This is a genomic window from Luteibacter yeojuensis (assembly GCF_011742875.1).
GTDB lineage: Bacteria > Pseudomonadota > Gammaproteobacteria > Xanthomonadales > Rhodanobacteraceae > Luteibacter > Luteibacter yeojuensis.
The window spans coordinates 1,406,920-1,422,157 of record NZ_JAAQTL010000001.1; the positions used below are offsets into that span (position 1 = coordinate 1,406,920).

The following is a 15,238-nucleotide window of genomic DNA, read 5'->3' on the forward strand; positions in this document are numbered from 1 at the left end:
GCTTCCTGGATGTCCGTGAAATACCCCCAACCGGCCTTGCGTCTCGCGCTTGCGAGACACCGCCGACTCAACCTGTCGATCATAGCACAGGGGGCGTAGAAAAGACAGCTAAAAATGTCGCAAATTCAATGGCTTACACGGAGGTTCCGGCGCTCCGGAAAAGCACCGTCCGGGCCAGCAGGAAATTGGCCACCGAACCCGCCGCCGAACCCGCCGCGACCGCGACCGCGGGCCAGGCGTGAAGTCCCGGGAACAGCTTGAACGAGAGGACGTAGACACCGTTGTTGACGATGGCGCCCAGGGCCATCAACCCCATCCAGTGCGCCCATTCCGCATGCCGGCCGCGGCCCGAGTCGCGATGGGCGAAGGTATGCGTGCGGTTCCACCACCAGGTCACCGTGGCGGCACTCAGGAAGGACACGACACGCGCCGTGTAGACGTTCCAGCCAGCCAGTCCCACCAGCGCCTGTGCGATCCCGGCGTCGACCGCCAGGCCGATGATTCCCCCGACGGCGAACAGCGCGATCTCCCGGCGCAGCCGTGTCACGGAAAGAGGATCCGCATCTGCTCTTCGTCGGGCTTCAGGATCACGCCGCGCTCGGTGACGATCGCATCGATGAGTTCGGCGGGCGTGACGTCGAACACCGGATTCCAGGCATCGGCGCCTTCGATCACCGTGCGGTTGCCGCCCACCGATAGCAGTTCGGTGGCATCGCGAAGTTCGATCTCGATGTCGTCGCCCGTCGCCGTGGCCATGTCCACGGTGGTCGAAGGCGCCACCACCATGAACTTCACGCCGTGATGCTTCGCGGCGATGGCAAGCTGGTAGGTGCCGATCTTGTTCGCGGTGTCGCCATTGGCGGCGATGCGGTCCGCGCCGACGATCACCCAGGTGATCTTGCCGTCCTTCATCAGGTGCGACGCGGCGGAATCGGCGATCAGGCGGGCCGGGATGCCGTCGCGCACGAGTTCCCACATCGTGAGGCGCGCACCCTGCTGCCAGGGCCGTGTCTCGCCGGCGTAGACCTGCTCGATCTGTCCCGAGGCGACGCCCGCGCGGATCACGCCCAGCGCCGTACCATAGCCGGCGGTGGCGAGCGAGCCCGTGTTGCAGTGGGTGAGCACGTGGGAACCGGCCTCGATCAGCGCCGCGCCCAGTTCGCCCATGTGCCGGTTGGCGGCCAGGTCTTCGTCCTGGATCGCCTGCGCTTCGCGCTCGAGCGCCGCGGTGTCCGCCCCACCCGCCACGCGCTGGTTCATGCGGTCCAGCGCCCACATCAGGTTCACGGCGGTCGGCCGCGCGGCACGCAGCGTGGCCATGGCCGAAGGCAGGTCTTCGCCGGACTGTGCCGCCAGCACCACGCCCCAGGCCGCCGCGATGCCGATGGCCGGCGCGCCGCGCACGGCGAGGTCGCGGATGGCACGGGTGACGTCGCCGGACGTCATGCAATCGATCCAGGTCTCCTCCGCCGGAAGACGGCGCTGGTCGAGCAGGCGCAGGCGGTCGCCATGCCATTGCACGGCGCGGATGGAGTCGTGGGAGGGATTCGCGTTCATTACCGGATTATCACATGGCAACCTGTGCAGGAGCCGCTATAGCGGCTCCCACGGTTTCGGTTAGTCAGGATCGGCTTGATTGACGAAGATCAGCACGCCCAGGAGGGCCATGTAAAACCTGAATGCACCCTCCTGCCCGTTCCAGATCTTCGACTGCCACATGGCGAACCACTCGCCGCCGACCACCATGAAGCCGAAGAACCAGACGAGGAAGCCCATGGTGCAGCCGGCGATAGCCCAGCGTTTGGCCGCCTGGAAAGCGGCTTGGCTCGCGTGTCGCGCACGCCAGAGCGCGACGGCGCCGGCCAGCAGGAGGACGCAGGTCGCGGCCTCGCCGGCGATGATGAGCGCGTACCCGACATGCCACAGCGCGGGCGTGGCGATGGCACGGCCCATCAACGCATTGCCCGGGAACGTCGTGTCCATGGACAGCACGTGGCGCACGAAGGCGAAGTTCGAGCCGTAGTCGACGAGGTTGTCGTACGCCACCACGAACGCGAAGGCGGCTAGCGCCAGGGTCATGACGATCTTGGCGAAACGGGCGGTCATCGGTCGGCGAGCCAGGCGTGGATGGCCGGCGGCACCTGTTTCTGCGCACGGCCGGAAACGTAGATGCCGATATGCCCGCCCTTGAAGGCCAGCGCGGTGTAATCCTTGCTGCCCACGAGTCCCCCCAGCGGCGCGGACGCCGCCGGCGGAACGAGATGGTCCTGCTCCGCGTAGATGTTGAGCACCGGCTGGGTGATCTTCCGCAGGTCGACGACACGGTTGCCGATGCGCGCCTCGCCCTTCATCAGGAGGTTCTTCTGGAAGAAGTCGCGGGCGAACTCGCGGAACGCCTCGCCGGCCTGATCGGGCGAATCGAATATCCACTTTTCCATGCGCAGGAAGTTCTCGACTTCCTTCGGGTTGTCCAGGATGTCGACGAGTCCGATGTATTTCTGCTGGTTGAGACGCAGCGGCTTGAGCGTGAGGTATGCGAAATTCATCACGTCGGCCGGTACATTGCCCATGGTGTCGACGAAGAGGTCGATGTCCACGTTCCGCGCCCAGTGCGACAACATGTTGTCGGGCGTGTGGAAGTCCACGGGCGTCACCATGGTGACGAGGTTGCGCACCTTCTCCGGATGCAGCGCCGCGTAGCACAGCGAGAACACGCCGCCCTGGCAGATGCCGAGCAGGTTCAGCGATTCGATGCCGTGGCGCTCGCGTACCACGTCGACGCAACGGTCGAGGTATCCGTCGATATAGTCTTCGAGGGTGAGCCAGCGATCCGCGCCGTCGGGGTAGCCCCAATCCACGAGATAGACGTCCTCGCCCTGCGCCAAAAGGTTGCGCACCATGGAGCGGTCTTCCTGCAGGTCGATCATCCACGGCGTGTTGACCAGCGCGTAGCAGATCAGCAGCGGTGTCTTCGATGCCGGCTTCTTGCCGCCCTTGAAATGCCAGAGGGTGAGCTTGTCCTCCGTATAGACGGCTTCGCGCGGGGTCGCGCCGAGTTCGATCGGGCCTACCTTCTTCAGCGTCTCGAGGCCGGCCTCGAGCTTCCGCCGGAACGCCTCGACTTCGGCGCGGGCGCGCTCCGGATCGATAAGGAACGGATTCTCGTTCACGGCCGGCGGTCCTTCGGCTTCGTCGCGCGTTTTGCCGCGGGCTTCTTCGTGCCGCGCAGCGCGGCCACTTCGGCTTTCAGCGACTCGACCTCCGCGGCCAGCCCACGCATGTGCGCCAGTTCGCGACGAGCCGCCTGCAGGCGCTCGCCAAGGCTGTCGACTTCCTTGCGCGTGGGCATGCCGGCCTGCACGGCCATGCGTTCCACCTGCCGTTGCTGGAGCAGCTTCACGCGCATCTGCGCGTTCACGAGCGACGCGTACACCTCGCGGAATTCTTCCGACAGCGCCGCTTCGGCGTAGCTTTCCTCGGCGAGGTTCACCCAGCGGTCGTAGACCGATCGCATGGATTCCGCGTCGGTCGGCGGCGCCTGCTCGCGCAACGCGGCGTTCGCCCGCTCGTGCACGCCCTGGAGCAGCGTCCGGTAACGCTGGTAGTGCTCCATGTACTCGATCCACGCCTTGAGCAAGGCCTGCTGTTCTTCCTGTTGCTCGCGGGTCAGGCCGAATGCAGGCAGCGACAACATGTCCTTGGCGGCCCGCGCCCATGCGTCGAATTCCGCGGACCCGCCGGGCACGTGGCCGAAAGGCGGCAAGCCCCCGTCCAAGGCCGCGCCGGGACCTTCGCCACCGGCCATGGAGCGCATCCATTCACCGTAACCGCCGAGGCCGGCGAACAGGCGTGCCGCGATATCCGGCGGCGGTACCGTGGCGCCTTCAGGACCCGCTTTCGGGTCGAACTGTCGCGACCAGGCTTCCAGGCCCTGGCGGACCCAGGCCTGGTACTGGTCGATGAAATCGTGCGGCTTGTCGGACATGCGGCAATCGTAGCAGCCCGGCCCGCCCGTCATCCTCGCACCTTCCCGTCATTCCCGCGCAGGCGGGAATCCAGCGCCTTTAACGCACGGTCGGCATGGGGTCCCTGCCTTCGCAGGGACGACGATCAGTGGACGATGTCGAAGCTGGCCTGCTGGTCCGCCCTCGAGCTGCCGCCGACCCACACCGTGTAGCGTGTCGGCTCCACCACTTCCTGGCTCTTCGCGTTCCAGAACGAAAGCTCGGGAAAGCCCAGCTGGAAGGTCACGCGGCGCGACTCGCCGGGCTTCAGCGCGACGCGCTGGAAGCCCCGCAGGCTGCGCATGGGTTGTTCGACGCTGGCACCCAGGTTGCGCACGTAAAGCTGGACCACCTCGGTGCCCGCGCGCTTGCCGGTGTTCTTCACCGTGGCCGTGACGGTCACGAGGTTCTTCGCGCCGGGTACGTTCGCCTCCGCCAGCGGCACGCGATGGCGCGACACCTGGACGTCCGAATAACCGAAGGTGGTGTACGAAAGACCGTGGCCGAAGGGATACAGCGCATCGTTCGGCACATCGATATAGCGCGAGATGAAGGTCGTGTCGGGCCCCGGCGGCTTGCTCAGGTCGGCATCGCCCGGCGGCCTGCCGGTCGGGAACTGGTTGTAGTACAGCGGCTCCTGGCCCTCCGCGTACGGAAAGCTCATGGTGAGCTTGCCGCTGGGCGCGGTATCGCCGAACAGCACGTTGGTCACGGCGTTGCCCGCTTCCGTCCCCGGGAACCAGACGGCCATGATCGCGGGCACGTGCCTGTCGGCCCAATCCAGCACCAGGGGACGCCCGGAGAACACCAGGAGCACCACCGGCTTGCCGGTGGCGGCGATCTGCTCAAGCAGCGCCTGCTGGTTGCCGGGAAGATCCAGGCGCGCGCGCGAACCGGCTTCGCCGCTCATGCGCGACGACTCGCCGAGGGCCATCACGACCACGTCGGCCTCGGCCGCCGCCTTCTTCGCGTCGGCGAAACCGGCCTCCGAATCCGTATCGATACCGGTGCCTTCGGCATAGATCAGTTCGCCGCCCCGTGCCTTCATGCGTGCCGACAGGCCACTGCGCAGCGTGACCACGTCGGGGAACCGTTGCGCACCGCCCCAGGCGCCCTGCATCTCGCCCGCGGCATCGGCCAGCGGACCGATCAGCGCGAGCTTCCTTACGCGACGATCGAGCGGCAGCACGGGTGCGGCGCCGGTACCGCCGTTCTTCAGCAGCACGAAAGACTCCTCGGCGGCACGCCGCGCGAGCGGACGGTTCGCCTCCACGGCCTGGGTCACCTCGGTGCCGTGCGCGTATGGATGCTCGAACAGGCCCAGCGCGAACTTCACGCGAAGCACGCGGCGCACCGCTTCGTCCACGGTGGCCATGGACAGCTTGCCTTCCTTCAGGAGACCGGGAATCTCGGTGTCGTAGTAATGGCTCATCATGTCCACTTCCACGCCCGCCTGCAGCGCTTTCCGTGTCGCGGTGGCGGCGTCCAGCGCGACACCATGATTGTTGAGCTCCATGACAGCGGTGTAATCGCTCACCACGAAGCCGTTGAAACCCCATTCCTTGCGCAGGATGTCCGTCATCAGATAGCTGTCGGCGGTGGCGGGGACGCCGTTGAGCGCATTGAAGGCGCTCATCATCGTCGCGGCACCGGCCTCCACGGCGGCACGGTACGGCGGCAGGTAGACCTGGCGCAGGCGGATGTCCGACATGTCGGTGGTGTTGTATTCGCGTCCCGCTTCCGCCGCGCCATAGGCGGCGAAATGCTTGACCGACGCCGCCACGCTTTCGGGATCGGCAAGGCTCTTGCCCTGGTATCCGCGGATGTACGCGCGTGCCATGGCCGCGCCGAGGTAAGCGTCCTCGCCCGCGCCTTCCGTCGAACGACCCCAGCGTGCGTCGCGCGAGATGTCGACCATCGGCGAGTAGAACCATTTGACGCCACCGGTAACGGCCTCCGCCGCGGACATGTGCGAAACGTCCTCCACGAGCGCCGGGTCCCACGTCGCCGACAGTCCGAGCGGCACGGGATAGATCGTGCGGTAACCATGGATGATGTCGGCACCGAACAACAGTGGGATGCCCAGGCGGCTGTGCAGCGCCGCTTCCTGGAACCTGCGTGTCTTCGCGGCGCCGACCACGTTGAGCATCGAGCCCAGTTCGCCCTTGCCGGCCAACGCCAGCACGTCGACGTGCGCGCGCGCCTCCGGGTTCGCCGCGATGGCGTCTGCCCCGGTGGGCTCGGACGCACCGTCCGATCCGTACTGCACCAGCTGACCCATCTTCTCGGCCAGGGTCATCCGGGCCAGCAGCGCATCCACCTTCCGCTCGATGTCCGGCGACGCCAGTTGCGCATTGGCCGCGGGGACGGCAAGGGTACCGGCGGCCGACGCGGGTGCGCCAACCGCCAAAGCAAGGGATACGCCAAGGAACAGGGACGAAAGTCTCATGCGCTTTCCGGAACGTGAACGAACTTAAAATGTAAACGTTTACACGCGTCCAGGTAAACAAAAAAGCCCGGCATCTCGCGATGCCGGGCTTCTTCGGACGCTTCAGAGCAAGATCAGCTCGCGGCGCCTTCTTCTTCGGTGACGGCCTTCATCGACAGGCGGATGCGGCCCTGCTTGTCGACTTCCAGGACCTTGACCTTGACGATGTCCCCTTCCTTCAGCTTGTCGGAGACCTTCTCGACACGCTCGCTGGAGATCTGCGAGACGTGCACGAGGCCGTCCTTGCCCGGCATGATGGTGACGAACGCGCCGAAGTCCATCAGCTTGGCGACCTTGCCCTCGTAGATGCGGCCCGGCTCGACGTCCGAGACGATCTGCTCGATGCGCTTGCGCGCGGCTTCGGCGGCTTCGCGGTTGACCGAGGCGATGACGACGTTGCCGTCGTCGGTGATGTCGATCGTGGTGCCGGTCTCTTCCGTGATCGAACGGATGGTGGCGCCACCCTTGCCGATCACTTCGCGGATCTTGTCCGGATGGATCTTGATGGTCAGCAGGCGCGGCGCGAACTCGCTCATTTCCGAGCGGGCCGTGCTCATCACCTTGGCCATCTCGCCGAGGATGTGCGTGCGGCCGCGCTTGGCCTGGGCCAGCGCCGTACGCATGATTTCCTCGGTGATACCCTCGATCTTGATGTCCATCTGCAACGCGGACACGCCGTCGGCGGTACCGGCGACCTTGAAGTCCATGTCGCCGAGGTGGTCTTCGTCACCCAGGATGTCGGAGAGCACGACGAAGTCGTTGCCTTCCTTCACCAGGCCCATGGCGATGCCGGCCACCGGCGCCTTGAGCGGCACACCGGCGTCCATCATCGCGAGCGACGAGCCGCAGACCGAGGCCATCGACGACGAACCGTTCGACTCGGTGATCTCCGAGACGACGCGGACGACGTACGGGAACTCGTCGATCGTCGGCTTGACGGCCTGCACGCCGCGCTTTGCGAGACGGCCATGGCCGATCTCGCGACGCTTCGGAGCGCCGAAGCGGCCGGTCTCGCCCACCGAGAACGGAGGGAAGTTGTAATGGAACAGGAAGGTGTCCTTCGACTCGCCTTCCGGCGCGTCGATGATCTGCGCGTCGCGGGTGGTGCCCAGCGTCGCGACGACCAGCGCCTGGGTTTCGCCGCGGGTGAACAGCGCGGAACCGTGGGTGCGCGGAAGCACGCCGACGCGGACCGAGATCGGACGAACGTCGTCCAGCTGTCGGCCGTCGATGCGAACCTTGGTCTTCAGCACGCCGTCGCGCAGGGTGCGGTACTCGACATCGCCGAACGCGGTGGCGATGTCGCCGTCGCTCCAGCCGGCGGCTTCGGCCTGCGCGGCGATGGCCGTCTTCACGTCGGCCTTGATGCCGGCGATGACGTCGCGGCGGGCCAGCTTGTCGCGGATCTGGAAGGCCTCGGCGAGACGGTTGCCGACGGCGCCGCGGACGGCATCGTGCAGCGCATCGTTGGAAGCCGGGGCTTCCCACGCGAAGGTCTTGCGGCCGGCGTCGGCGGCGAAGGCGTTGATGGCTTCGATCGCGGCCTGCATCTGCTGGTGACCGAACACCACCGCGCCGAGCATGACGTCTTCGCTGAGCAGCTTGGCTTCGGATTCGACCATGAGCACGGCGTTGGCCGTGCCGGCCACGACGAGGTCGAGGTCGGAGGTCTTCAGCTCGGTGGCCGACGGATTCAGCAGGTACTTGCCGTTGGCATAACCGACGCGGGCGGCGCCAATGGGACCCTTGAACGGGACGCCGGCGAGATGCAGCGCGGCGGACGCGCCGAGCATGGCCGGGACGTCGCCGTCGACTTCCGGATTCAGCGAAACGACCTGCGCGATGATCTGGACTTCGTTCTTGAACTCTTCCGGGAAGAGCGGACGAATCGGGCGATCGATCAGGCGGGAAGTAAGGGTTTCCTTCTCGGTCGGACGGCCTTCGCGCTTGAAGAAGCCGCCCGGGATGCGACCCGCGGAGTAGAACTTCTCCGTGTAGTCGACGGTGAGCGGGAAGAAATCCTGCCCTTCGCGCGCCTTGGGCGCCGCGACCGCCGTTACCAGGACGACCGTGCCGCCCATGCTGACCATGACAGCGCCGGAGGCCTGCCGGGCGATTTCGCCCGTCTCCAGCGTGACTTCATGACTACCGTACTGGAATGACTTGGTTACTTTCGCCACTTCGATCTCTCCTCGTCCTGTTCCGGTGGTTTAGCGGCGCAGGCCGAGGCGTTCGATCAAGGTCTGATAGCGAGCGAGGTCGCTCTTCTTGAGGTAGGCCAGCAGCGTCTTGCGCTTGTTGACCATCTTCAGCAGGCCGCGACGCGAATGGTGATCCTGCTTGTGCGCCTGGAAGTGATCCTGCAGCGCGGTGATGTTGGCGGACAGCAGGGCAACCTGGACTTCGGTCGAGCCCGTGTCGTTGGGCGCGCGGCCGTAGTCTTTGATGATCTGGCTGGTCTGTTCGACGGTGAGCGACATGTGTATCGATTCCTTAAAAAGCGGATGCGAGACTTGCGCAACCTCAACGGCCCCCGATGAAGTTGCGCAAGCCTCGCTTTTGATGAAAGCCGTTAAACGAGCACGTAATTGTAACGTCCTGCGCGTAGCGGCAACAAGCCCGGTCAGGCCCCGGCCATTCCAGGGGGCAGGTTGAACCCCCGGAGCACCCGGAGAACCCCTCCCCCGTCGACCTCGGCGAGGGCCATGAGCCGTCCGTCGCAGCCGTAAGCGGCGCAGCGGCCGTGGATGCCGGTCGCCGCCACGGGCGAATCCGCCGCCGGGTGGCCGGCAGAGCCGGCTCCCGAGGGGGCGACGGCCCCCAACGGCACCGGCTGGCCGAAGCCCAGTATCCGGGTCTGTTCGGGGTCCAGATCCACCCGGGGAATGTGCGCCAGGCCCGCTTCCACGGGCAGCAGGCAGGCGTCCAGCGGATCCGGGCCCGCCTCGGCGGCCTGGCCCAGCTGGTCCAGGGTCACCATGGCGGGCGTCATGAACGGTTCCACCCAGAGGCGGCGCAAACCGGTCAGGTGGGCGCCGCAACCCAGGTTTTCGCCGAGGTCCACGGCCAGGCTGCGCACGTAGGTGCCGGAGCCGCATTCGACGTGGAGGCGGATCGTGTCGCCGCGGCGTTCGATCACGTCGAGGCGATAGACGTCGACCTCGCGTGCGGGCACGTCCACCGCCTCGCCCCGGCGGGCCTTCACATAGAGCGGCACGCCATCCTGCTTGATCGCCGAATACGCCGGAGGAACCTGAACGATGCGCCCGCGCAGAGGCGCGAGGGCGGCTTCGAGCATGGCATCGTCCAGCGCCGGCACGGCACGGGTCTGCACCACCTCGCCTTCGAGGTCGGCGGTGGTGGTGGTGACGCCGAGCCTCACCTCGGCCTCGTAGGCCTTGCGCGAACCGAGCAGCCAGCCCGCGATCTTGGTCGCTTCGCCGAAGCACAAGGGCAACAACCCCGTCGCCAGCGGATCGAGGCTGCCGGTATGACCGCCCTTGGCCGCGCCCACCAGACGACGCGCCATCTGCAGCGCCTGGTTGGAACTCAGGCCGAGCGGCTTGTCGAGGAGGAGGATGCCGTGGATGTCGCGGAAGCTTCGGCGCATAAAAAAATAAATGTAGGAGCCGCTATAGCGGCGAGAAGCCAACGAAGCGACGATGCCGTGAGGCGGGCTCCCCTCGCCGCTATGGCGGCTCCTACAAGGCAGTCGTCAGTCTTTTTCGGAATCGTCGATCGGAGGCACCGGGTTATCGCGGAGCAGGCGCTCGATGCGCTCGCCCTGGTCCACCGATTCGTCGTACTTGAAGCGTAGCTCGGGCACGCGACGCAGGCGCATCGAGCGCGACAGGCTGCGGCGGAATTCCGGGGCCAGCTCCTTCAGTGCCTTCACCGCGACGGTGGACTGTTCGGGCATGAGCGCCGTGACCCACACGGTGGCCCAGTCCAGGTCCTTGGTGGTTTCCACGTCGGACACGCTGACCGACGGCAAGGCGTGGTCGCGCACGGCGGCGTGCACGAGGAGGCCGATCTCGCGGCGGAGCTCGGCGGACACCCGGTCGGTGCGCTTGAAATCACGGGACGGCATGGGCTGTCTCCTTAGGTTGCGAGAGTGCCGTCGTCCCTGAGCAGGCAGGGGACCCGATGACTTGTGCGCCGAGGTGCAAGTCACTGGGTTCCTGCCCGCGCAGGAACGACGGCTGTGGTTCAACGCCTCGCCATGCTCTTACAGCGTACGGGCGACTTCGATGCGCTCGAAGCACTCGATCTGGTCGCCGACCTTCACGTCGTTGTACTGCTTCACGGCGATACCGCACTCCATGCCGTTGCGCACTTCGTCCACGAGTTCCTTGAAGCGGCGCAGCGATTCGAGTTCGCCCTGGAACACGACCACGTTGTCGCGCAGGACGCGGATCGGCTTGGAGCGCTTGACCACGCCCTCGATGACCATGCAACCGGCCACCGCACCGAACTTCGACGAGCGGAACACGTCGCGGACCTGGGCGACGCCGATGATCTCCTCGCGGATTTCCATGCCGAGGAGGCCGGAAGCCGCCTGCTTCACCTGGTCGATGACGTCGTAGATGATCGAGAAGTAACGGACGTCGAGGCCGTTGGTGTCGATCACCTTGCGTGCCGACGCGTCGGCACGGACGTTGAAGCCGATGATCAGCGCCTTCGAGGCCGCCGCCAGCGTGGCTTCCGACTCGGTGATGCCGCCCACGCCGGACGAGATCACGTTCACCTTCACCAGGTCGTTGCCGATCTGGGTCAGCGAATCGCGCAGTGCTTCCACCGAGCCCTGCACGTCGGCCTTGACCAGGATGTTGAGCGTCTGCTGGCCTTCGCCCTGGCCCATCTGGGCCATGATGTCTTCCAGGCGGTTGGACTTGCTCACCAGGCGGTTCTCGCGGCGCTTCTGCTGGCGTTCCGCGGCCACCTGGCGGGCGAGGCGCTCGTCCTCGACGGCCACGAAGTCGTCGCCCGACTCCGGCACGCCGGAAAGACCCAGCACCTGCACCGGAATGGACGGACCGGCTTCGTTCACCTGCTTGCCGGTCTCGTCGACCAGCGCGCGCATGCGGCCGTATTCCACGCCGCAGACGACGAAGTCGCCCTTCTTGAGCGTGCCCTGCTGGACCAGCACCGTGGCCACCGGGCCGCGGCCGCGGTCGAGGCTGGATTCGATCACGACACCCGAGGCGCGGCCATCGGCCACCGCCCTGAGTTCCATGACTTCCGCCTGGATCGAGATCGCATCGAGCAGCGCTTCCACGCCGTCGCCGGTCTTCGCCGACACCGGCACGAACTGCGTGTCGCCACCCCAGTCTTCCGGGATGACCTCGAGGTTCGCGAGGCCCTGCTTCACGTGGTCCGGATTGGCGTCGGACTTGTCCATCTTGTTGATCGCGACGATCAGCGGCACCTTCGCGGCACGCGCATGCTTCACCGCTTCCGCCGTCTGCGGCATGACGCCGTCGTCGGCCGCCACCACCAGCACCACGATGTCCGTCGACTGCGCGCCACGGGCACGCATCGAGGTGAACGCGGCATGGCCCGGGGTGTCGAGGAAGGTGATGACGCCACGACTGGTCTCGACGTGGTACGCGCCGATGTGCTGCGTGATGCCGCCCGCCTCGCCCGAGGCGACCTTGGTGCGGCGGATGTAGTCGAGCAGCGAGGTCTTGCCGTGGTCGACATGGCCCATGATCGTGACGACCGGCGGACGCTGGATCTTCTCGCCCTCGAGTTCCACGTTCTGGGTGTGCGACGCCAGCGCGGCCTCCGCGTCGTTATCGGTGGCGCGAACGGGGTTATGGCCCAGTTCTTCCACCACGAGCGCGGCGGTGTCGTGGTCGATCGTCTGGTTGATCGTGGCCATGACGCCCATCTTGAACAACGCCTTCACCACCTCGGCGCCCTTCACGGCCATCTTCTGCGCCAGCTCGGTGACAAGGTTGTTGTCGCCGATCATGACGTCGCGCACCACCGCGGCGGTGGGACGCGTGAAGCCGTGCGGACCCGACGTCGCGGCACCGCGGGGAGCCTCGGAACGGCCCTTGACCTTGCCGCCGCGACGGTTGCCGCTGGAACGGCGCGCGCGGTCGGCATCGGACAGGTGCAGCTCGCCGGCGGCAAAACGCTTGCCACCCGGCTCGCGATCGCCACCGCGACCGTTGCCGGCACCGCCACCACCGTGCTTCGGACGCGCCGCGCCGCGTGCGTCGTTCGACGACGGCGCGGAGGACGGCGCCGGGCGCGCGGAAGACGGCGCGGCCGGACGCGCCGCCGGCGTGGCCGCCGCCGGTGCGGGCGCCGGCGCCGGCGCCGGGGGCGGAGCAGGCTTGGACACCACGCGCTCGCGCTTACGCGGCTCGTGGATGCGCGGCAGGATCATGCCGAGCGAACGGGTGTCGAGCTTGGCCGTCTGGTGGCCGACGCCGTCGTCGCTGGCGGCCGGCGCCGGCGCTTCGACCGGAGCCTCGGGCTCGGCGACCGGCGCCGGGGCTTCGGCGCGGGCTTCCTCGGCGCGGGCGCGCTCGGCCGCAGCCTCTTCCGCCTGGCGGCGCGCCTCGGCGGCGGCCTCTTCCTGGCGACGGGCTTCGGCTTCGGCATGCTGGCGGGCCTCTTCAGCCTCGCGGCGGCGCTCGGCTTCCTCGCGGCGCTGCGCTTCCTCGTGCTCGCGCTGTGCCTGCGATTCGGCCAGCTTGCGCGCGGCCTCCTCGCGCTCGGCATCGTGCGAGGCTTCCTCGGCGATGGTGCTGCGCTTCACGTACGTACGCTTCGCACGAACCTCGACGTTCACCGTCTTGGCCGGACCGGCGCCACGGCCGCTGCCCGAGTTCACCTTCAGCTCGCCGACGGTGCGGCGCTTCAGGGTGATCTGGCGCGGAGCCGAGTCGTCCGCTTCGGGAGCGGCTTCGTTCTTGCCGTGCGTGCGGCGCAGGAAACCGAGCAGTTTCACCTTCTCGGTGCTGCTGATGACCTGATCCGCGTTGTTGAATTTCATCCCGGCCTGGTCGAGCTGCCCGAGGAGCTTCTCGACTGGCATCTCCAGGACCTGGGCCAGTTGTTTGATAGTGACGTCCGACATCGTTCTTTAATCTCCGCCGTTCCCGCGCGTAACCTTACGTGCCGACGATGACCCGTACGGCTGCCTCCATCCCTGGGGGGAAACCTCGCGGTTTCCCTCGGGGCGCCCCTCCAGGGCGCTTCCGGACTCGCGCTTAGCCGCCCTTCTCCAGGCGGGCGATCATCGGAGCGCGCGCGGCCATGATCAGCCGCGATGCGCGTTCCTCGGTCATGCCTTCGATATCGATCAGCTCGTCGACGGCGAGGTCGCCCAGGTCGTCGAGCGTCTTCACGTTGCGCTCGGCGAGCGCGAAGGCGGTGGGTTCGTCCATGCCTTCCAGCTCGAGCAGTTCGGCGGAAGGGCCGTTTTCGTCGATGCCTTCCTCGACCGCGAGGGCCTCGGTGAGCAGTGCGTCGCGGGCGCGGGCACGAAGCTCCTCGACGATATCCTCGTCGAAGCCTTCGATGGCCAGCAGCTCGGCGCTGGGTACATAGGCGATTTCCTCGACCGAGGAGAAACCCTCCTGGACGAGGATACCGGCGATTTCCTGGTCGACTTCCAGGCGCTCCATGAACAGGTTGAGCGCCGCCTGCTGCTCGGCCTCGGACTTCGCCGTGACCTGGTCCTGCGTCATCACGTTGAGCTGCCAGCCGGTGAGCTTGCTGGCGAGGCGCACGTTCTGGCCGCCGCGGCCGATGGCCTGGGACAGCTTGTCCTCGGCCACCGCGATGTCCATCGAGTGCTTCTCTTCGTCCATGATGATCGACTGAACTTCGGCCGGTGCCATCGCGTTGATGACGTACTGGGCCTGGTTCTCGTGCCACAGGATGATGTCGACGCGCTCGCCGTTCAGTTCGTTGGACACGGCCTGCACGCGCGAACCGCGCATGCCGATGCACGCGCCGATGGGATCGGTGCGGCTGTCATGGGCCACCACGGCGATCTTGGCGCGGTCGCCCGGATCGCGGGCGCAGCCCTTGATCTCGACGAGGCCCTGGCCGACTTCCGGCACTTCCAGCTTGAACAGCTCGATCATGAACTCGGGCGCGCTGCGCGAGACGAACAGCTGCGGACCGCGGATCTCCGACTTCACCTCGTAGAGGTAGCCGCGCACGCGGTCGCCCACGCGGGCCGATTCGCGGGGAATCGTCTTGTCGCGCGGAATGAACGCCTCGGCGTTGCTGCCCAGGTCGAGGTAGACGTTGCCGCGTTCCACGCGCTTCACGATGCCGGTGACGAGCTCGCCCACGCGGTCACGGAAGGCGTCGACCACCTGCTGGCGCTCGGCCTCGCGCACGCGCTGCACGATCACCTGCTTGGCGGCCTGCGCGGCGATGCGGCCGAACTCGGCGTTCTCGATCTGGTGCTCGATCCAGCCACCCACCTCGGCGACCTCGCCCTCGCCCGCTTCGTCCTGGGCGTCCATCAGGCGGATCTGGAAGGACGGATCCTCCATCTCGCCGTCGTCGGCGATGATCTCCCAGCGACGGAAGGTCTCGTAGTCGCCGCTGTTGCGGTCGATCTCGACACGGATGTCCGGGTCCTCGTCGGGGTAGCGTTTCTTCGCGGCAGAGGCCAGCGCCGCTTCCATGGCTTCGAAAATGACTTCGCGCGGCACGCCCTTCTCGTTGGCGACCGCGTCGACTACCAGCAAAAGTTCTTTGCTCATTG

The 15,238-nt window shown here is 66.9% G+C and carries 12 protein-coding genes; all 12 read right to left on the reverse strand.

Annotation, left to right across the window (positions count from 1 at the left end; genetic code table 11):
• Positions 1–133: 133 nt before the first annotated feature.
• Positions 134–547 (reverse strand): GtrA family protein, encoded by a 414-nt coding sequence (locus tag HBF32_RS06260; RefSeq protein ID WP_166698849.1) that lies wholly within the window; start codon positions 545–547, stop codon positions 134–136.
• Entirely contained in the window at positions 544–1,557 is a 1,014-nt protein-coding gene (gene mtnA / locus HBF32_RS06265) for an S-methyl-5-thioribose-1-phosphate isomerase (RefSeq protein WP_166698850.1), read from the reverse strand. The genes HBF32_RS06260 and mtnA overlap by 4 nt, the downstream gene beginning before the upstream one ends.
• A gap of 60 nt (positions 1,558–1,617) precedes the next feature.
• Positions 1,618–2,106, reverse strand: a complete 489-nt coding sequence (locus tag HBF32_RS06270) for a DUF2165 family protein (protein WP_166698851.1) — start codon at positions 2,104–2,106, stop codon at positions 1,618–1,620.
• Complete coding sequence (locus HBF32_RS06275) at positions 2,103–3,170, reverse strand: class III poly(R)-hydroxyalkanoic acid synthase subunit PhaC (protein ID WP_338039741.1); 1,068 nt, start codon at positions 3,168–3,170, stop codon at positions 2,103–2,105. The genes HBF32_RS06270 and HBF32_RS06275 overlap by 4 nt, the downstream gene beginning before the upstream one ends.
• A complete protein-coding gene (locus HBF32_RS06280) occupies positions 3,167–3,985 on the reverse strand; it encodes a poly(R)-hydroxyalkanoic acid synthase subunit PhaE (protein ID WP_166698852.1) in 819 nt (272 codons plus the stop codon). The genes HBF32_RS06275 and HBF32_RS06280 overlap by 4 nt, the downstream gene beginning before the upstream one ends.
• A 125-nt stretch (positions 3,986–4,110) precedes the next feature.
• On the reverse strand, positions 4,111–6,453 hold the full coding sequence (locus tag HBF32_RS06285) for a glycoside hydrolase family 3 N-terminal domain-containing protein (protein WP_166698853.1): 2,343 nt from the start codon (positions 6,451–6,453) through the stop codon (positions 4,111–4,113).
• Positions 6,454–6,566: 113 nt separating this feature from the next.
• Positions 6,567–8,672 carry a polyribonucleotide nucleotidyltransferase gene (gene pnp / locus HBF32_RS06290; RefSeq protein WP_166698854.1) on the reverse strand — a complete coding sequence of 702 codons (2,106 nt, stop codon included), beginning with the start codon at positions 8,670–8,672 and terminating at the stop codon, positions 6,567–6,569.
• 30 nt (positions 8,673–8,702) lie between these two features.
• Positions 8,703–8,972: a 30S ribosomal protein S15 gene (gene rpsO / locus HBF32_RS06295; protein WP_166698855.1), complete on the reverse strand. Its 270-nt coding sequence runs from the start codon at positions 8,970–8,972 to the stop codon at positions 8,703–8,705.
• Positions 8,973–9,115: 143 nt separating this feature from the next.
• A complete protein-coding gene (gene truB / locus HBF32_RS06300) occupies positions 9,116–10,102 on the reverse strand; it encodes a tRNA pseudouridine(55) synthase TruB (RefSeq protein ID WP_166698856.1) in 987 nt (328 codons plus the stop codon).
• 105 nt (positions 10,103–10,207) lie between these two features.
• A complete protein-coding gene (gene rbfA, locus HBF32_RS06305; RefSeq protein ID WP_166698857.1) occupies positions 10,208–10,582 on the reverse strand; it encodes a 30S ribosome-binding factor RbfA in 375 nt (124 codons plus the stop codon).
• Between the two features lie 138 nt (positions 10,583–10,720).
• Positions 10,721–13,588: a translation initiation factor IF-2 gene (gene infB, locus HBF32_RS06310; protein ID WP_166698858.1), complete on the reverse strand. Its 2,868-nt coding sequence runs from the start codon at positions 13,586–13,588 to the stop codon at positions 10,721–10,723.
• Between the two features lie 133 nt (positions 13,589–13,721).
• Complete coding sequence (gene nusA, locus HBF32_RS06315) at positions 13,722–15,236, reverse strand: transcription termination factor NusA (RefSeq protein ID WP_166698859.1); 1,515 nt, start codon at positions 15,234–15,236, stop codon at positions 13,722–13,724.
• Between the last annotated feature and the right edge of the window lie 2 nt (positions 15,237–15,238).